Annotated in this window: 15 protein-coding genes and 1 riboswitch; of the genes, 6 read left to right on the top strand and 9 right to left on the bottom strand. The window is 60.1% G+C overall.

Going from position 1 to position 18215, the window contains the following annotated elements:
- The first annotated feature begins 2 nt into the window (after nucleotides 1-2).
- A complete protein-coding gene (locus tag VGG22_13670; GenBank protein HEY1729422.1) occupies nucleotides 3-1361 on the top strand; it encodes an MATE family efflux transporter in 1359 nt (452 codons plus the stop codon).
- Here VGG22_13670 and VGG22_13665 read toward each other — a convergent pair.
- A complete protein-coding gene (locus tag VGG22_13665) occupies nucleotides 1335-2078 on the bottom strand; it encodes an inositol monophosphatase family protein (GenBank protein ID HEY1729421.1) in 744 nt (247 codons plus the stop codon). The two genes, VGG22_13670 and VGG22_13665, sit on opposite strands and share 27 nt — an antisense overlap.
- A 96-nt stretch (nucleotides 2079-2174) precedes the next feature.
- Nucleotides 2175-2342: riboswitch (M-box (ykoK) riboswitch) on the top strand.
- A gap of 6 nt (nucleotides 2343-2348) precedes the next feature.
- On the opposite strand from VGG22_13665, the gene VGG22_13660 reads away from it, so the two are divergent.
- The 5 genes from VGG22_13660 to VGG22_13640 all read left to right on the top strand — a co-directional run bounded on the left by VGG22_13660 (nucleotide 2349) and on the right by VGG22_13640 (nucleotide 8423).
- A complete protein-coding gene (locus VGG22_13660) occupies nucleotides 2349-3644 on the top strand; it encodes a CBS domain-containing protein (GenBank protein HEY1729420.1) in 1296 nt (431 codons plus the stop codon).
- Nucleotides 3645-4937 carry a divalent metal cation transporter gene (locus VGG22_13655; GenBank protein HEY1729419.1) on the top strand — a complete coding sequence of 431 codons (1293 nt, stop codon included), beginning with the start codon at nucleotides 3645-3647 and terminating at the stop codon, nucleotides 4935-4937.
- A gap of 114 nt (nucleotides 4938-5051) precedes the next feature.
- On the top strand, nucleotides 5052-6203 hold the full coding sequence (locus tag VGG22_13650) for a helix-turn-helix domain-containing protein (GenBank protein HEY1729418.1): 1152 nt from the start codon (nucleotides 5052-5054) through the stop codon (nucleotides 6201-6203).
- The gene (locus VGG22_13645; GenBank protein HEY1729417.1) at nucleotides 6187-7497 is read left to right on the top strand and encodes a glutamine synthetase family protein; all 1311 of its coding nucleotides are present in this window, start codon (nucleotides 6187-6189) and stop codon (nucleotides 7495-7497) included. Before VGG22_13650 ends, VGG22_13645 begins: the two co-directional genes overlap by 17 nt.
- Complete coding sequence (locus tag VGG22_13640; GenBank protein HEY1729416.1) at nucleotides 7464-8423, top strand: DMT family transporter; 960 nt, start codon at nucleotides 7464-7466, stop codon at nucleotides 8421-8423. Before VGG22_13645 ends, VGG22_13640 begins: the two co-directional genes overlap by 34 nt.
- A 354-nt stretch (nucleotides 8424-8777) precedes the next feature.
- On the opposite strand, the gene VGG22_13635 is transcribed toward VGG22_13640, so the two are convergent.
- From VGG22_13635 to VGG22_13600, 8 genes are all read right to left on the bottom strand, one after another.
- Nucleotides 8778-10769 carry a proton-conducting transporter membrane subunit gene (locus VGG22_13635; GenBank protein HEY1729415.1) on the bottom strand — a complete coding sequence of 664 codons (1992 nt, stop codon included), beginning with the start codon at nucleotides 10767-10769 and terminating at the stop codon, nucleotides 8778-8780.
- A complete protein-coding gene (locus tag VGG22_13630) occupies nucleotides 10766-11518 on the bottom strand; it encodes a hypothetical protein (protein ID HEY1729414.1) in 753 nt (250 codons plus the stop codon). The genes VGG22_13635 and VGG22_13630 overlap by 4 nt, the downstream gene beginning before the upstream one ends.
- Entirely contained in the window at nucleotides 11515-12882 is a 1368-nt protein-coding gene (locus VGG22_13625; protein HEY1729413.1) for a nickel-dependent hydrogenase large subunit, read from the bottom strand. Before VGG22_13625 ends, VGG22_13630 begins: the two co-directional genes overlap by 4 nt.
- Before the next feature lie 38 nt (nucleotides 12883-12920).
- Entirely contained in the window at nucleotides 12921-14363 is a 1443-nt protein-coding gene (locus tag VGG22_13620; GenBank protein HEY1729412.1) for a proton-conducting transporter membrane subunit, read from the bottom strand.
- Entirely contained in the window at nucleotides 14360-15031 is a 672-nt protein-coding gene (locus tag VGG22_13615) for a hypothetical protein (protein HEY1729411.1), read from the bottom strand. Before VGG22_13615 ends, VGG22_13620 begins: the two co-directional genes overlap by 4 nt.
- Nucleotides 15031-15990, bottom strand: a complete 960-nt coding sequence (locus VGG22_13610; protein HEY1729410.1) for an NADH-quinone oxidoreductase subunit H — start codon at nucleotides 15988-15990, stop codon at nucleotides 15031-15033. Before VGG22_13610 ends, VGG22_13615 begins: the two co-directional genes overlap by 1 nt.
- A 109-nt stretch (nucleotides 15991-16099) precedes the next feature.
- Nucleotides 16100-16495, bottom strand: coding sequence for a hypothetical protein (locus VGG22_13605; GenBank protein HEY1729409.1), 396 nt, complete (start codon nucleotides 16493-16495; stop codon nucleotides 16100-16102).
- Nucleotides 16492-18201 (bottom strand): dynamin family protein, encoded by a 1710-nt coding sequence (locus tag VGG22_13600; protein ID HEY1729408.1) that lies wholly within the window; start codon nucleotides 18199-18201, stop codon nucleotides 16492-16494. Before VGG22_13600 ends, VGG22_13605 begins: the two co-directional genes overlap by 4 nt.
- Nucleotides 18202-18215: the final 14 nt, after the last annotated feature.

The following is an 18215-nucleotide window of genomic DNA, read 5'->3' as shown; positions in this document are numbered from 1 at the left end:
GCGTGATCGTCGACCATCGCAACGTCCCGGCGGCCTTATGGCGGCTTGGCGCGCCGAATGCACTTGCGCTCGTCGCCGATCAATTTCTGGGCATTGCCGATACGATCGTGGTGGGTGCAATCGGCACCGCTGCCCTGGCCGGAATCAGCGCTGCGACCAGCATCTTCGTTATCCTCGCGATCGGTCTGTGGGCATTCCCGAGCGCGGGGCGGATCATGGAAGCGCAAGCGCTCGGCAAAGGCGATGTTGCGGCTTTCGGCCGCATCGTCCGGGCGTCGCTGGTCGCGCCCTTCGTCGTTGCAGTCGTGGTGGCGCTGATTTCGATCTTTGCGGCCGAGCCGACGATGCGCCTCATGCTGGGATCGATTCCGATTCGCGGTGCAGCCTCGCACTATCTGATCTTGCGCTGCATCTCGCTCATTCCAATGACGATCGCTGCACAAGCCATCGCGGCATTCGGCGCGGCCGGCGATATGCGGCTCGCGCCGCGGACGCTGTTCATCATCAACATCGTGCACATTCCGCTGCTGATCGTGCTCGCACTCGGCGTCGGGACGCACGTGAGGCTCGGGCTCTTCGGGGCCGGTCTCTCCTCGCTGCTCTCCGAGTGCGTCGGCGCGGTCTATTGCATCCTCGTTACGATGCGACGTCCGCAATATCACATCTTGGAAGAACTCGACATCGATTTCAGTTTGTGCCGCGCCTCGACGCTGCTTGCGCTGCCTGAATTTGTAATGCTCGTCCTGCTGCTCGTCCCCGATGCGCTTACCGTCGCATTTCTCGCGCCGCTCGGCGCCGTCGCGGTCGCGGCGTTCCGCGCGTTCACGGTCGTGACCGACTTGACGTGGGCGGTCCCGGGGGCGTTCGGTGATTCGATGCAGATAATCATCGGGCAACGTTTAGGTGCAGGCGACACACAAGGCGCGCAAGATTTTCTCATGCACGCAACGCGTCTCGCCGTACTGGTCGGCGCGATCGTCGGTGTGATTTTCATACAGCTATCGTGGCCGTTAACTGCACTCGTTACCTTGAGTCCGGCGCTCGCAAACGTCGCAGCGTTGCCGCTTGCCCTTCACCTCACGACCTTGCCGATCAAATCATATGCGATCGCCGTGCTTGCACCGATTCGCGCCGCCGGCGACACGCGCTTTTCGATGTGGACGGGGATTATCGGCGCGTTCGTCGCCGTTTCCATCGTCGCGCTTCTCACCCACGTCGTGCAGTTCGGCCTTTACGCAATCGGCATCGCATGGATCGCGTCCTGGAGCGTGCGCTCGCTAATCACGTGGCTGCGATTGCGGCGCGGTGATTGGACGACGCGGCGTATTCCCGCCTTAGCCGGACTCTCGCAAACGACTTAGTCGCTCGAGCATCTCGTCGTGCAGCAAACCGTTGCTGGCGAGAATCGTGCGCCCGAAATAATCCAGCGGCTCTCCGTTGCTTGCCGTGACCGCTCCGCCGGCTTCCCGCACGAGCAACGTGCCCGCTGCGACGTCCCAAGCCGAAAGGCCGAATTCCCAAAACGCGTCGAACCGGCCGGCCGCAAGAAACGCGAGATCAAGCGCGGCGGCTCCGTCCCGCCGCACGGCATGTGCGATTTCCGAAAGCGCACGAAACGAGGGCAGGTTTGCGCCCAGGCCGCCGGGTGGGAAGCCCGTGCACAAGAGCCCCTCGGAGACATGCGCGACATTCGAGGTGGAGATCGGATGCTCGTCTTGACCGTTTGCCAACAGCCGCGCACCGCTGCCGACCTCGGCGGCGAAGAGCTCGCCTAACTTCGGCGCGTAAACGACTCCCGCAACGAGCTCTCCGCGTCGCTCGCATGCAATCGAGATGCAAAAGAGCGGATACGTGTGCGCGAAGTTCGTCGTACCGTCGAGCGGATCGACAAACCATCGTTCATCGGAGCTGCCGGTGTGCACGCCGCTCTCTTCCGCAACGATCGTCGCCCCTGGCGATGCTGCGCGAATACGTTCGAGGATCAGCTTTTCGCTTTGACGATCGGCTTCGGTAACGAGATCGCCGCGACGCGACTTCTCTTCATAATGAAGACCCGATTGAAATCGCGCGAGGAGCAGCTCGCCGGCCTCGCGGGCACAGTCGATCGCTAAGTTTAACGGATCCAGAACGCTGCTCCGGCTTGACGCACCTTACGAAGCTCCATAAGATAAGTAAGGATTCCTCGTTAGGTGAGGCGTCCACACGAAGACACGCCGCTGCCCGGAAAGGTCGAGAGACCCCAATGGGTGACCAGGCACCGTCGAATCAAGGCGGTACCTAACGCGGCTGAGATCATTTGACTCTATAGCGTGTGGTGCCAAAACTCGACGTAGAGGAGGTGTATCACGGTGGGATTCCACGAAGGGTTCCTCTCGGAGATCGTCGGCAAGACTGCGGTCGTCGTCGGCCCGAGCGGACAAATAACGATCGGACGCGTCACGGATTTTGTCGTGACACAGCCGCACGATACGTTTCCCAAGATCGATTCGCTGATCATCAAGGCGCGAAGCGGTCACTATCTCGCGCCGAGTGATACGCTCGTCGACATCGAACCGAACCGTGTTTCGCTCAGCGCTGCTCCGACAGAGGCGCCGCCGCCGGAAGATCAGGCCTTGTATTTGGTCGAGGATCTGCTCGACAAGCAGATCGTCGACGTCGAAGGCCGTAAACTCGTTCGCATCAACGACATCGAGATCGCGCGCACGGGCGGAACCTTGCGCGTCGTTGCAGCTGACATCGGTCTCTCCGGCTTGTTGCGCAGGCTCGGCGCCAATCGTCTTCCGGCGCCCGTCTTCGACCGCATTCCGCGACGCATGATTTCATGGAACGACGTCGCGCCGATCGACGACCTCTCGCCTTCCGACGTCCGCCTTTCCGTTTCGCAGCGGCAGCTGCCCCGGCTTCATCCATCCGATCTCGCAGAGATCATCAGCGATCTCTCGACGAACGACGCGGCGCGCGTCATCACGCACCTCGACGACGAAACCGCTGCCGACGCGCTCGAACATCTCGAGCCCGACATGCAGAAGACGATCATCGAAGAAGTCGGCACGGAACGCGCGGCCGACATCATCGAAGAGATGGACTCGGACGATGCCGCCGATCTCCTTAGCGATCTCCCCGAAGAGCAGCAGAAAGAACTGCTCTCCGCGATGGAGCCGGAGCGCGCAGTCGAGCTTCGCGAGCTCACGGAATATGAGGAAGACACCGCCGGCGGCTTGATGACGACCGACTACATGTGGATCTATCCTCATCGTACGGTCGCCGCAACAATCGACAAGATCCGCGAGCTGGCGCCTGAGACCGAGTTCATCTACTACTTGTACGTCCTCGATCAATCCGAGAAGCTGCTCGGCGTTCTCTCGCTGCGCAATTTGCTGCTCGGAAAACCGACCGACACGATCCACAACATCATGGAACGCGACGTCGTGCACGTCGACACGGAAACCAGTGCACAGGACGTCGCCGGCACGATTGCGCGTTACGACCTTCTGGCGTGTCCAGTCGTCGATGAAAAAGGGATGATGCTCGGCATCGTGACGGTCGACGACGCGATCGACGCAATCCTACCGGAGCGAGTCAAGCGACAGTTGCCGCGCTTCACGCGCAAGCACAAACATCAGGAACGTGCCGGGGTAGCGTAAATGGCTGTCTCGCTCACACGCAGACGCGGCTTCCTTCCAGCCCTGCTCGGACTGCTCGCAATCGTCGGGCCCGGCATCATTACCGCCAGCGCCGACAACGACGTCGGCGGCATTGCGACATATTCTCAAGCCGGCGCGCAGTACGGTTACAAGATTCTTTGGGTCCTCATACCGATCACGATTGCGCTCGTCGTCGTGCAAGAGATGGCCGCGCGCATGGGCGCGGTGACCGGCAAGGGTCTCTCGGGACTGATCCGCGAGAATTTCGGCGTCCGTTGGACGGCGATACTCGGCCTTGCCTTCGTCTCATCGAACGTATTCACGACAGCCGCAGAGTTTGCGGGAGTAGCCGCCGCGGCCGAGATCTTCCATGTCTCGCGATTCCTCGCCGTACCGATCGTGGGATTGCTGGTCTTCTTCTTGATTCTGCGCGCCAATCGTAAAATTACCGAACGCGTCTTCCTGGTTTCGTCCGCGCTTTATTTTTCTTACGTCATATCCGGCCTGAAATCGCAGCCGCATTGGCCCGATGTCTGGCGCGGCTTCTTCGTTCCGAGCTTTCAGACCGATTCGGGTTACCTCTGGATGGTCATCGCGCTCGTCGGAACCACGATCTCGCCGTGGATGTGCTTCTATCTGCAGGCCGCGATCGTAGAAAAGGGCGTTCGCGTCCGCGACTACGCGCTATCGCGAATCGATGTCGTGTTCGGCTGCTTCGTAACGGACTTCATGTCGTTCTTCATGATTCTGTGCACGGCAGCCACGATTTTCGTTTTCAACGCATCGCATCCGCACCTCGCGCCGATTGCAATCAATCAAGCGTCTGATGCTGCGATAGCGCTCAAGCCGCTCGCAGGCGAGTTCGCGGAAGTCCTTTTTGCGCTCGGCATTCTGAACGCCGGCATCTTCACGGCGTCGATCCTGCCGCTGTCGACCGCGTACTATATCTGCGAGGCCGGCGGATTTGAAGCCGGCGTCGACAATCGCTTCCGCGACGCGCCCGTGTTCTTCACCGCGTACGCAACGGTCATCGCGATCGGCGTTGGTCTCGTGCTCCTGCCGGGAGTTCCGCTGCTGAGCGTCATCCTGATCTCGCAGATCGTCTCCGGAATTCTGCTGCCGTTCTTGCTCGTCTTCATGCTGATCATGGTGAACAAGCGCAGCCTGATGGGCGAGCACGTAAACAGTCTCGCCTTCAACATCATCGCGTGGGCTACGGCGATCATCGTCGGTGCTCTGACACTGCTGTCGGTCTACGAGACCATCGCACCGCTCTTCATCAAATCCGGCTAAAGTCGGAGCCGCAACCTCCTCGCGTCGTAGGGGGTCAGAAGGGGCCAAGTGCATGCCCCCCGCCACGTCTCAAGGGAGCCAGACGCGAGCGAGCTGCTCAGCTTTGCGGATGCTTTGACGCGCGTCGCCGCCGGCGGCGGCGGCCCGAAAGCGTTGTGCGCGCAGCTCGCGCAAACGCTCGGAAGTCCGGTATTGCTCGAAGACGCCGAATGGCGCCATCTTTCGCTGAGCGGCGCCGGGTCGCGGACGCTGCCGGCCTCGGCGCGGGATTTCGTCATGCGCGCGGGGACGCCGGGCGAGGACGGTGTCGCGATCAGCGCGCCGCCCGACCGGAATGGACGCTGCTTCGCGGTTCGCGCCGGTGAAACGACCCTTGGCTGGTTGACGGTGTGGGAGGAAATGGACACGCGGATTCCGCTGGCGCGTCTCTGCGCGAACGTGATCGCCGTCGAACTGGCGCGCGATTCGAGTGGGAACCGCGGACGGCGACGCTCGTTTTGGGAACGCCTGCTCTCGCGCGCATACGACGATCCGTCCGAAGCTCGCGACGACGCAGCTTCGCGTGGGATCCCGCTTTCGACGCACTATGTCGCCGTCGTCATCGAGCCCGAAGGCCTGGACGAAAGTGTCGCCGCGCAGCGCAGCACCGAGATCCGCAAAGTCGCCGGTGAGGTGCTCGGCGGACGCGGGGGCAGTGAATTGGTCGTGCTCGAGCGCGGCGGCGGCTTCGTCTTCCTCGTTCCGAGCCCGCTCGAAGTCGATGCGGCGAATGCGCGCACGGCCGCCACGAGCATGCCGCGTTCGCTCGCGAAGGCGAAAGTCGACGTCAAGATCGTGGGCGGCGTGGGCCGCCGAGCGGACGTCGCAAGCGTCGCAGCTTCAGTTGACGATGCACGTGAAGCACTCTTGATCGCGCGCCGCATTTTCGGCGGCGGACGAATCCTGTCGCACGAAGAGCTTGGCGCGTACCCGCTCTTGCTTCGTGGCGGAGTCTCGCGCGACGAGCTCTACCGTTTCGCACAAGGAATTCTCGAGCCGCTGCGCGCGTATGATGAAAAGCATCAGACCGAGCTAGTGCGTACGTTGCGTCTCTTTTTCGATGTCGGACAAAACATCAAGGTCGCGGCCGCGGAGCTCAACGTGCACCGTCACACCATCTTTTACCGCCTGCGCCAGATCGGCGACATCGGAGGCTTCGACTTGGACTCCCCGCACGATCAACTCACGCTTCGCATGGCGATTGCCCTCGATGCTCTCGGCAGTTAACGGCAAAAGCGTCAGCAAGCGCGACGTACTGAAAGCCGCCAAAGACGGCGACGTTCGGTACGTGCGTCTCACGTTCGTCGATATTCTCGGAATCGAAAAATCCGTGAGTGTCCCGGTCGCAGAGCTCGAGCGCGCGATCGAGGGCAAAGTCAGCTTCGACGGCGGTTCGATCGACGGGTTCGTGCGCGACGCCGAAGTCGACATGGTCCTCTTGCCGGATCTCTCGACCTTCTCGATCATGCCGTGGACCAAAGGTGCAGCGACTGAAGCGCGCCTGATCTGCGCGATTGCAAACGCCGACGGCTCGGATTTCGAAGGCTGCCCGCGTACGACGTTACGCCGCGTGCTCGACGATGCGCGCGACGTGCTCAAGAGAGTCGAAACCGCGCTCGAAGTCGAGTTTTACATGTTCCCCCGCACCGAGCAGGGCGCGCCGCTGATTCAAGCCAGCGACGTCGGATCGTACTTCGATTGGTCGCCGAACGACCGCGGCGACTATGCGCGTGGTGCCGTCGTCGCCGCACTCCAAGAGATGGGACTCGTCATCTCGAGCTCGCACCACGAGCACGGGCAAGATCAACACGAGATCGATCTCGCGGAAGCGCCAATCTTGCGAAGCGCGGATAATTTCGTGACGCTGCGCGGCGCGGTCAAACATGTCGCGAGCGGATTGGGTATGGAAGCAACCTTTATGCCCAAGCCGGCCGAGGATGTCGCCGGCAATGGTCTGCACGTCTATTTCGGTCTCGACGGCCTCGACGAAGATCAACGTTTGCACGCCATCGGCGGCCTGCTCCAACACGCGCCGGCCGCAACCGCCGTTTGCAATCCGACGGTGAATTCCTACAAACGGCTCGTGGCCGCGTGGGACGCACCGATCTACACCGTCTGGTCCGAAGCGAGCGCGAATGCGCTCGTTCGCGTTCCGACGGCGCCCGGAATGGAAACGAAGATCGAGATGCGCAGCCCCGATCCGTCGTGCAATCCGTATCTCGCGTTCGCGGTTTTGATCGAGTCGATCGCCGACGGTCTGCGTCACCGCCTACTCCCCGGTGACCCGTTCACCGGCTCGAGCTACGAGCTAACCGGAAAATTCCGAAGCGAGCGCGGTATTCGAACGCTGCCGAAGTCACTGCGCCAAGCGATCGACGAGCTGGATGCCGACGCCATTTTGCGTGGCGCACTCGGCGATCACATCTATCATGCATTTCGCGACGCGAAACTCGCCGAGTACGAGCGCTACCGTCGCGTCGTACATCCGTGGGAACGCACACAGTACCTGACAAGATTCTAGCGGGACTTCTCGCGGCGCTCGGCTCCGCGATCTTCTTCGGTCTGAACGCGACCGCAACGAAAGTCCTCTACGCTCCCGGCACGCCCTCGCACATCGATCCGCTGGGCCTCGTTACGGCGCGCTCGTTGTGGACATTACCGCTATTCTTGCTATTGGCGCTGGCAACGCGGCCGCGCGACGCCCTGCGTCCGAGCCGCAGTGACCTTGCCTGGTTCTTGCTCAGCGGTATCTGCTACGGCCCCGCGACGACGGGAATGTTTGCGCTCGGCGTCGGTCACACGAGTGCTGCGCATGCCGTACTGCTGCTCGCGCTCGCACCGGTCTTTGCGTCAATTCTCGCGGTGATCTTTCTCCACGAGCGCCTCCATCCGGTTCGAATCGTAGCGATCATGGGCGGGGCTATCGGCGCGTGCGTCCTCACGTTCTCGCGCTCCGCGAGCGGTTCGACGCCTGCAGGCGACGCGATGATTCTCGTCATGGTCTTCAGCTGGGGCGTCATGGCGCTGGCGCTCCGCGTGCTGAACCGCACGTACCCGGCACTCTTCGTCGCGGGAATCATGGGCGCGCTCGGATCCCTAATTCTCGTCGCGATCGGCGCCGCGAACCATCGTCTCGACGAAGGCATCCTGCCGCTGCGCTATTATGATCTCAAAACGATCCTTGCGTTCGATCTCGAGCTCGTCGTCCTGCTTTCAATCGCCGGCCAGGTGCTGCAAAGCCTATCGATCCGTATCTTGGGCGTCATACCCGTTGCCGCGATCACCGGCTACGGCTCGATCTTCTTCGGCATGGTCGGATCGCTCGGCATCTTGCACGAGCAAGTGAATGCGTGGGATTTCTTGGCCGGCGCGCTGCTGCTGGTTGCGCTTGCGCTCGCCCTGAAGCCGATCGGCACGCATACAGCTTTCGCTCCGGAAAGCCGCTGACTCTAACAATGGCCACGGCCGCATTGACAGACGTCCGGTGACACGTCCAAAATGGTGGCAGGCGTTCCTCGCGAGGGAATGCCTGGGCGATGGATCCCGCCCCTGAGATTTTTGCATCTTGGAAACCGCAGCAATGCTGATGGCTCCTCCCGCTGGAGGACACGCCATTGCCATCGCGCCGACCGCATCTGACGGACAAGGGCACCCTGTGTGATCAGGATTGGCCCTGCGTACATGCTCGATACGAGCTAGAAACTCGGCTCGTCGGAGCCCTTGGTGACATCGCTACCGGCGCGTTCGTCGCTCTTACCGCTGCAATTCTCGTCTTCGCTCTCGGGAAATGATAGCAACCAGCTACCAGTGTCGTAAGGATGGATAAAGAACAAGCAAAACGATCGTAAAGACGAGGATATACGTTAGATATGTGCCGATGACGCCCGATTGCGTCCGCCGTACGACGCTACTGATCCAGAGTGCAGCGGTCGCTATCCAGCGATAGAATGCGACATCAAAGAACTGTCGAGTCTTGCTCTCGTAGCGGATGCCCACGTCTTCCGTTTCCTCAATACTCCGAACGGTCCGAATCCCAACGTCGAAGATCACCCGCGTCGGGTTCGCAAATCCCGTTCCACCGTATTGCGTCCACGAACGATATGCTTCACCCGACGTCCAGACTTCCGCAGATCGCAAGCGCGGCCGCGCGAACAAGCGCGCGATGATCGCAAAGACCAGGGCAAAGCAGAGAATCAAAACACCGAGGCCAAGTGGCGAAACCGAAGAGAATCCGTGGAAGGCCGGCTGCACGACCGGCGGCGCTGCAAGCATCGAGGCGACGGTCGACGTTCCAGAGAGCTGATCGATCGGGGCGGCGATAAGCGAGAGATACTGCGGCGCGAGGATGCCGAGCGCGAAGACGGCGACGGCCGAAAGCAACGAGGCGAAAGGCCAGAGGAAATGACCTTCACGCGCCTCCGATGCTTCCGCACTACGCGCCGCACCGAGGAATCCAATCCCTGCGAACTTTACGAACGCGACGACAGCAAGGCCGGCTGCGACACCAATCGCCGCAGCGCAGAGCGCAAAGGTAACGTCGACTGCAGCGTTACCCGAGCGGAATGCCTGCATGAACGATTCGAGTGTCAGCCATTCGCTCGCGAAACCGCCAAGCGGCGGAATTGCTGCCAGCGAAAATGCCGCAGCAATCGCAGCCGCGGCCGTATATGGCATCCTGCGCGCAATACCGCCGAGTTGATCGAAGTCTGTTGATCCTGCTCGCGATTCGAGCGCAGCGCATGCGAGGAACAGGGTGCATTTCGCGAATGCGTGAGCTGCAATCTGGAAGAATGCTGATGCGACCCCAACTCCCACAAGCAGCGGCAGGTCGACACTTTTCCCCACAAGTGCGATCCCGAGCCCGGCAACGATAACGCCCGAATTTTCAATGCTTGAGTAGGCTGCAAGCGTCCGCGCATCGCGTTGCGCGACGGCCCACGCGATCCCGAGGATTGCGCCAAGCGCACCGAGACTCGCCAGAAGCAGCCCCCACCACAGTGGCGTTCCGCCTCCTAGGCCAAAGACAAAGCGGACGATACCGTAGAATCCGACGTTGAGCGCTCCTCCCGCCATCAGCGCTGAAACCACTGATGGTGCGGCCCGATAGCCGTATGGAAGCCACCCCTGCAGCGGTAGCAAACCGATCTTCGCTCCGAAACCGATCAGCAAGAGCACAAAGATCGCACCTCGAGCAAATTCCGGCATCGTCTGCGCAGCGCCGAGAGCGCCTGACACCGACGTTCCGTTGCGAGCGAGAACGAGCAGCGCAACGAAGAGCGCTGCGCCTGCGACGTGCGTGAGAGTGAGCGTGAAATAGCCGGCGAGTTCCGCGTTTTCGTCCGTGCCTGCGAAAGTGATTGCCCAGTAGAATGCGAGGGCCAGCAGTTCCCACGCAAACAAGAATAGGAAGACGTCGTCTGCGAGACATACAAGCAGCGACGCAAGCAGGATTGCGCACGCCGTTGATGCGGCAGTTCGCCCAGTGCGCCGCTCATCGCTCGAACGACCTCCAAGACCGAAGAGGCCTACGGCGATCGCGATTGCACCGATAATACCGACAAAAAATCCTGATGTTGCATCGAGTCGAACGACGACGTGAAGATCGACGTTTCCGACGGCCTGCGCGCTACCGGTCACGAGCGCCGCAACACCGGCGATGAGTGCCGCCAACCCAGCAAGTGCCACCGCAAGAAAGCCGAGCGCACGTCCAATCGCTGCGGAAACGAAGAGCGCCGCAAGCATTCCGGCGATCGCGAGCGCGAGCGCAACAAGCGCGATATTAATCGACGTCATGACGTGGCTCCCGGGCGACGCGCGGTGACATGACCGAGCGCAACCCAAAGCCCATGGATAATCGTGAGCGGAGCTGGTGGCGTACCCGGCACCTTCACGTCGACGGGAATAAACCCGTCGACTGGCCCTGCCACATCGTCGTCATCAAAGATCGTCCCCGACGACGCGGCACTTCCCAGCGCGATGACGACTTTTGGCGATGGCATCGCCTCGTACGTGCGACGTAGCGGCTCAACCATCGCGTGCGTGACTACCCCTGTCGCGACGAGAATGTCAGCGTGCCGCGGCGACGCGGTCAAAAAAATGCCCAGCCGATTCGCATCATAGAACGGATTGAAAATCGCTTGCAGCTCCTGTTCGCACGATGCGTCGCTGCCGCAGTCCACATGTCGTATGTGGATCGATCGACCGAGCGCCTTGGTGCGGCGTCGTAGCTCCGCGCGCACCATCTCGATGCTATCGCCCGTAAGCGCAAGCTCGAAATCATTTGTAAACGTAAATGCTTCCGGCGCGACACGTGCGCACTCGCCGCACTGAAAGCAGCGCTGCATGTCGATGATTGCCCCTCCGTCGCTGCGTTGAATCGCACCTGAAAGACAGGCCGCGGCGCCCCGTTCGATGTGCTCGTTCGTCGCACCAGGAAACACAACTGGACGTGCGCGATACCGTTCGGGCATCGCGTCTCCTTGAAACGGATACTTCGTCGTCAGAATGCCGCGCCGGAGTCCACGCCCAATCCAGTTGCTCATCGATCGGTCTCCGATTGGATAAGCCCGAACGAGTGCTCAATAAACGAAAAGTCTGTGAAAATGTTCCCAGGCAGCGATGGAACGAAAAGTGGCCAGTTTGCGAAAGAGGCCGAACGCACGGCGACACGCACCAGCGCATCATCATCATAGTGCACGAAATAAAGCAGCTCGCCTTGTGGTGACTCAACGCGCGCGTGAGCGCGGCCCTTGCCCCGAATGTGTTCTTGATCCAGGCGCGACGCGCCGGTGGGCGAAGCGTCGAGTGCTTCGCGAACGAGTCGAAACGATTGGCGGATTTCCGCCTGTCTGATACGCGCCCTCGCCATCGCGTCGCCATTCAGTTCGATCGCAGCCGACGCATCGAGGGGCATGTAGAGCCAGCCATCCGTTAAGCGAGCGTCGTTGACGACGTCGCTGCCGCGCGCCACCGGACCGACACCGCCATACGCCTGCATAGTCTCTCGCGATAGGCGACCCGTTCCAATCAGGCGATCGAGCAGCGATTGTGTTCCAAAAAGTCCACGCAAAACGGAGAGCGCCTCCCGTTCGACGACGTCGAGTGCCCGTTCGGCAGCTGTTCGCAGCGTGCCAAAGATATCGGAACGCGTTCCACCAACGCAGATTGAACCTCGCCCGAACCGGTGACCCGTCGCCTCGGAGAGCAGTCGGTGCACACGTTCTTTCGCAGCGAAGGTTTGGGCCGATCCTATTGAGAGCGATCCGTCGTCCGCCAGCTTTGCGAGCGAATCGAGATGCTGATGGATGCGCTCGAGTTCGACGAGGATCGTACGTGCCGCACGGGCGCGTGGCGGCACGTCGATCCCACAAACCGCCTCGACCGCGCGGCAGAACGCCGTAGCGTGACTCGACGGTGTGACACCAGAGATGTGTTCGGCGATGAGGGGAGCGAACTCGAGCGCCGCCCCCTCGAACCGCTTTTCGAGTCCCCGATGTTTAAAAAACATTGAGGGATGTACGGCAATGAAATCCTCGCCGGCGGTTTCGATGATCCAACACGCTGACTCGACAATGCCCGAACGAACTGGACCGTATAGGACGGTCGAAACTTCGTCCCCGAGCGCACGGCGCAATTTCTCGGCGTCTTGCTCAGGCGATTTTATAATCGGTGGATCATCGGTAGAGCCATTGAAACGAACAGCGAACCGGTTGTGGACTTCTTGCTCGTGCCAACGCGCCGCGGGGACAACTCCCGCAATCGAAGCGACTTCTCCGGATTCTGGAATGACGCCACTCGCGAACTCGAGCTTGCCATCGAGATCGGTCACATAGTGGAGCATCATATCGGCATGACCGGCTTCGCAAAAGAGCCACACGAAACGCGCTCCTTCAGCGACGCGCCTCATCGCGCGTTCGCCCGCTTCCACCGCATTTGACCGCGCGATCACGATGCTTGCCCCACAATCGCAATGGCGCGCTCAAGTAGTTGCGTGAGTTGCGGTGGAACGACCAAACCCAATCCAAGCACGACGATGAATCCCAGCAACATCGCATAGATAGCCGCACCGAAGCGTTCGCCACGATGAATCTCCCCCTCGGCAGAACCGGCACTCGTTGTGGTTACCCAGCGGAGAATACCGGCGAATGCAACGGCCAGCAGTAGCGCAACAACGATCGCGAGGATCCAAGAGCCAGATTGGAAGCCGCCGCCGAGGATCATGAGCTCACTGCGGAAGATCCCGAACGGCGGAAGTCCGGCGAGTGAAAGACCCGCAAGCGCAAAGAGCGTCCCCGAAACCGGTAGCGTCGCAATGCCTCCACGAATTCCGGCGATCTCGCGCGTTTCGTAGCGTTCCGTCAGCCGTCCCGCGGCGAAAAATGCGAGCGATTTGGACGCGGAGTGATTGATTGCGTGAAGCAACGCTCCCGCGACGGCGAGCGGAGCTCCAAACGCGAGACCGCACGCGATAACTCCCATGTGCTCGATGCTCGAATACGCGAGCATACGTTTGATGTCACGTTGCTGCAAGAGAAAGAATGCGGCGAGAAACAGCGAGATCAAACCAACGACGAAGAACAGGATGTGGCTGAGGCCATGGCCCACCGCGAGATTTGCGATAGCAGCAAACCTGAGAATCGCATAGAGCGCGTCCGAAAGAAGCGCGCCGGAAAGCATTGCGCTCGTCGGCGTGGGGCCTGCTCCGTGCGCGTCCGGCAGCCACGCATGCATTGGCGCTAGACCCATCTTCGTGCCGAATCCGATGAGTGCAAAAATGAATGCGAGCCGGACGGCGTCAGGGTTCAGATGTGCTGCGGCACCAATATACGCAGACCACTGCGGGATATGATGGTCGCCGAGCGGTCCAATACCGGCAACGTAGAGTAGGACGACGCCGACAAGGCCGAACGCGAGACCGCAGGACGCGATCAAGATATACTTCCACGCAGCCTCGAGTGCGGCAGCCGTTCCCTGTAACCGGATGAGTAAGGCCGAGAGAATCGTAGTCGTTTCGAGCGCCACCCACAGGCCGCCCATGTTCGTCAAGAGCGGGACGATTATTTCGCTGCATGCAAACGCGTTAGTGAGTGCAAGGAATTCGCGCCGATAGCGCTCGCCCTCGGAATTCGCGGGGCTCTCAGCTCGCACGTACCAGTGTGTATACAATCCAACCGTTCCGTAAATGATGGCTACCGGCAACAGAAAGATCGCAGAAAGCGCGTCGGGAGCGCGAACGCCGGAAGCGCCCCCCAAGTCGGCGGCGATGATGCACGCTGCGGTGCACAGTCCACCGAGCGCGGTCAGCGGGCCCGAAATGCGTGACGGGACGACGATACTGATGATGGCGAGTGCCGCTGGTATGGCGATCATTGCGATGATAAGTATCATCCAATGAGCTCCTGAAGCTGCGCCGTTGCAGCACTCGATCGAATCGCGACAAGAATGCGCACTAATACGGCAAAGACAACGACGGCTACGAGGACGTCAAAGAGCACGAGGATGCCAACCACAAACGGCTGTCCGGGAGCAAGCGTCACTGCTCCAAAGAAAACGCCATTCTCAAGTGTGAGAAATGCGATGACTTGCGCGAATGCGTTCGGCCGTAATATTGCAACGAGAAACCCAATAAAGACGATCGAGAGCATCGTTGCGAGGTCGGCGATTGGAAGAAAGGCGCCGGTCTTGAGTGGCAACTGTGAGGCCGTCAGACATCCAATTCCAACGAGTGCCGCTGCGATCAGCAACGAAAGCAGCACATTGATCTTGCTCGGGATTTCGACCCGCGTCGAAACGCCGTTCATCAACCTGCGCATGTAGATCGGGAGCGCGATTACTTTGAAAAGAAACGTCAGGATCGCAAGCGCGATAAGATCCCATGCGCCGGCGACAAGACCCACATCGAGGCAGATGCACGCGACAAATAGCGACTGAACTGCGTAGAGCGTGATCAGCTCGGATAGCACGACCGATCGGAACAATGCAAGCTGCGTTAGCAGCAACAGCGCTGCGATTGTGCCCGCGACGGCTTCCGGAACCGATAAGTGGTGCAGTGGCACTAGCCGAATCCCACTGCGTACGCGAAGACCGCCAGGACGGCGACGAGGAGACCCGTGGCGATGAATTCGGTAATCTTGTACAAACGAAGCTTCGCAAACGTGGTTTCAATTATGACGACTGCGCATGCGACAATGCACATCTTCACAAAAAGAAGCACGATAGCTAAGAGAACCGTTTGAAGACTCCCCGTCGACGACAACCCCATTGGAAGAAGCAGCACATTGACGAAAACGGTATAGAGCAGGAACTGCTTCATGGCGCTGCCCCACTTGAAGAGCGCCATCTCGGGGCCGCTGTGCTCGAAGAGACGAGCATCATCGATCATGCCGAACTCAATCGTCGCTGACGAGCTCTCGATCGGAATCCGTCCGGTATCGACCAACATCATCATAAAGAATGCGGCGGTCGCGAGCACGTGCGCAGGACGCAACACGTCGGCAGCCGACGCACGTAGCGTCGCATTGAGCGCGTACGGGAGGTCCGTCCCGGTGATGAACGCGACGGAGAAAAAGACAAAAATCAGCGTCGGCTCGACGAGAACGCCAACCATCGTCGCTCGACTGGCGCCGATCGACGTATATTGGGAGGCACCGTCAATGGCTGCAAGCGCGGTGACGAACGATCCAAATGCGAAAACAAAAGCGCTACCGAGAATATCGCCGTACGTAGCACCGGGTAGCGGATACGTCGTAAGCACGGGGATGAGGGTCGCGAACGTTGCATACGCTCCGCACGCCGCGTATGGTGCGGCCCGAAACACCCACGACGCATGCTCGGGCAACAGCCGCTGCTTACGGAAAAACTTGATAATGTCGCGATAAGGCTGAAATACCGAAGGCCCGCGCTTGCCGGCAAGCATCGCTTCAGTGCGCGAAATGACGCCACTCAAAAGCGGCGACAGTAGCGTTACCGTGAGGACTTGAGCAGCCTGCACGGCAAGCGGTGAAAGGCTCAGCAACGACTCTCCTGACCGTGGGTCATCAAATACACGGGGTCAGGAGTCATCGGCCGATCGGCGGTTTGCGGCGCGTGCCGCGCGCGGACTCCACCACGCTTGAGACCCCTTTCTAACCTTCCGAATGCGGTTCCTCGATGAGGATTGGGGCGTCATCTTCACGCAGGTCGTCGACGTGTTCATGGACGCGAAGCCGGCGTTTGAGGGCTGCGATGCGCGTCTGTAACAATTGGTACCGTGAAACTATAATATCTTTCGCAGCATATGCGCCGGCGTTACGCATGCGTTCGATATTGAGATTTCGCATCGATTCAGCATAGTCAAAATGCTCTGCTGAATACTGCCGTTGTAAATCGTACAGCGTTTCGCTCCGCTCCCGTACCATTGCCTCGGATGAGCGAAGACGCTCCTCCAAATCCGCGATACGTGCCCGCAATGGCTGCGGATCGTCGTCAGTGCTGACAACGTCTTCTCGTGAGTCCAATCGCAATAGGCGCTTGAAGATCATCGGCTCACAACCTGTTCGACCTCTAACGGAATAGCATCCAGATCAGCCGCCAGCGCAGCAGCCGTCGCCTCGTCATGCTCACAACTGCGCAACAGAACGCGAATGTCGTCATCGCTTGCATCTGTTGGGGTACTCAAACTACGGCGAATTGCGCCTTCTGCAGCGGCGAGTCGCATCGTCGCAAGATGGCCAAGCTCTTGCACGTTACGTTCGGCTTCTCGTCGCCCGGCGTATCGCAGTCGGCCACGACGCGCACCGAGCGTTTCTTCCACGCGTTGCGAAAGACGACGCGCGAGAAGATGCGAGCGCAAGCTTCGTGGCAAGAGTTGCGCGAGGCTGCGCACGAGAATCTCTAAACCCGTGTCTACGATTCGCTCCTTCGGGAATGAGATTCCCGGAACGTCGAATGTCGATGCTCGCGACGTAGGGAGTGGGAGATCAGCTTTCAGGAGGCCTGCACCGAGCGCAAGAATTTCGCTTTCGAGACGATCGACTTGACGAAGCAATCGCTCAGCATTTGCCTTCATTCGCTCATTCAAGAGTTCCGTGATGTCGTCTGCCCAGGCGCCTGTCCTGGTCGCCGCGCCCTTTTCAAGCGCGCGCTCGAAGGCATCGATCTCACCATCATGCGCGAGCGAGCGCAATTCGGTAGCAAGAGCGACACACGATCGCTGGAAACATTCTCCCAAGTGACGGTCGACGCTTTCGCCGATCTCTTTGAGCGCCTGATCGAGAGAGCCGGCCAGTTCATGGCTACGATCTCGAAGTTCGGTTACGAGTGTATCGAATCGCAGACGCATCGCTTCGCGTTCGTTTAGCGGTAAACGTAGAGCGTGGCGGCGGAGCGCGATCAGGAATTGAAGGCGACGCGCCAGGCCAGCAGCTTTTCGCGCAATCGACCGCTCTCGAACAAGATCCCGGTTGCGATCGAGAAAGGCTGTGAGCGCTGCAACGAATTCCATAAATCGCGAATCTGATCGTCCATCTTGAGCGGCAGAAAGCGCGTCCCGAGCGCTGAGAGCAAAGATTCGGGGCTCAAAGCCGAGCGCCGCGTCAAGTTGGCGCTGCGTAAACCCAATGATCTCGCGCTCTTGCCCGGGTAGCAAGTCTGCTTTGTTATACACAACGAAAAGACGCTCCGAAGCGTCGCGAACCTCTTTCGCGAACACAATCTCTGCCTCACCAATCGGTGGTTCGGGACCGACGACGAGTATCGCGACATCGGCTTCGTGGAGGGCACTACGTGCGGCATCCGTATTGTGCACGAATGCCGAAGCAACTCCGGGCGTATCGACGATGCGAAGTCCGTGCAAGAACTCGGCATGCACGTGAACGTCGACTGCACTTACCGCGCGAACGTTTTCCGGATTTCCAGCTTCAGTGACATACTCGCCAAGATCGCGGATGTCGATTTGCGATGACCCTCCATCACGATAGCTGACAATCGCGCTTTCCGTACCGAAGTGAACGCTCGTCGCAATCGACGTCAACGGCAGAGCGCCGGTCGGTAGAATATCGTTGCCAATAAGCGCGTTGATTAACGTGCTCTTTCCGCGCTTGAACTGCCCGGCGATGAGCACCGTCAACTCATTACCCGTCGAACGATTGATCAGCGAACGTGTTTCAATGGCGGTCGCTTCATCGGCATGTCGCCATGCGATGCGTTCTATCTCGCGGAGTGCGGCTGCCGCTCGACCTAGTGACACGTGAAATCCTCCAA

The organism is Candidatus Baltobacteraceae bacterium, assembly GCA_036489885.1.
Taxonomy (GTDB): domain Bacteria; phylum Vulcanimicrobiota; class Vulcanimicrobiia; order Vulcanimicrobiales; family Vulcanimicrobiaceae; genus JAFAMS01.
Note: the sequence above shows the minus strand (reverse complement) of the source record. Positions and strands in the feature narration are given on the sequence as shown.

Excerpts from the sequence above, each read along its gene's own strand:
- VGG22_13630 (HEY1729414.1), bottom strand. The coding sequence starts at position 11,518 with ATGAGCAACTGGATTGGGCGTGGACTCCGGCGCGGCATTCTGACGACG.
- VGG22_13605 (HEY1729409.1), bottom strand. The coding sequence starts at position 16,495 with ATGATCTTCAAGCGCCTATTGCGATTGGACTCACGAGAAGACGTTGTC.
- VGG22_13635 (HEY1729415.1), bottom strand. The coding sequence starts at position 10,769 with ATGACGTCGATTAATATCGCGCTTGTTGCGCTCGCGCTCGCGATCGCC.
- VGG22_13645 (HEY1729417.1), top strand. The coding sequence starts at position 6,187 with ATGCTCTCGGCAGTTAACGGCAAAAGCGTCAGCAAGCGCGACGTACTG.
- VGG22_13655 (HEY1729419.1), top strand. The coding sequence starts at position 3,645 with ATGGCTGTCTCGCTCACACGCAGACGCGGCTTCCTTCCAGCCCTGCTC.
- VGG22_13620 (HEY1729412.1), bottom strand. The coding sequence starts at position 14,363 with ATGATACTTATCATCGCAATGATCGCCATACCAGCGGCACTCGCCATC.
- VGG22_13625 (HEY1729413.1), bottom strand. The coding sequence starts at position 12,882 with ATGAGGCGCGTCGCTGAAGGAGCGCGTTTCGTGTGGCTCTTTTGCGAA.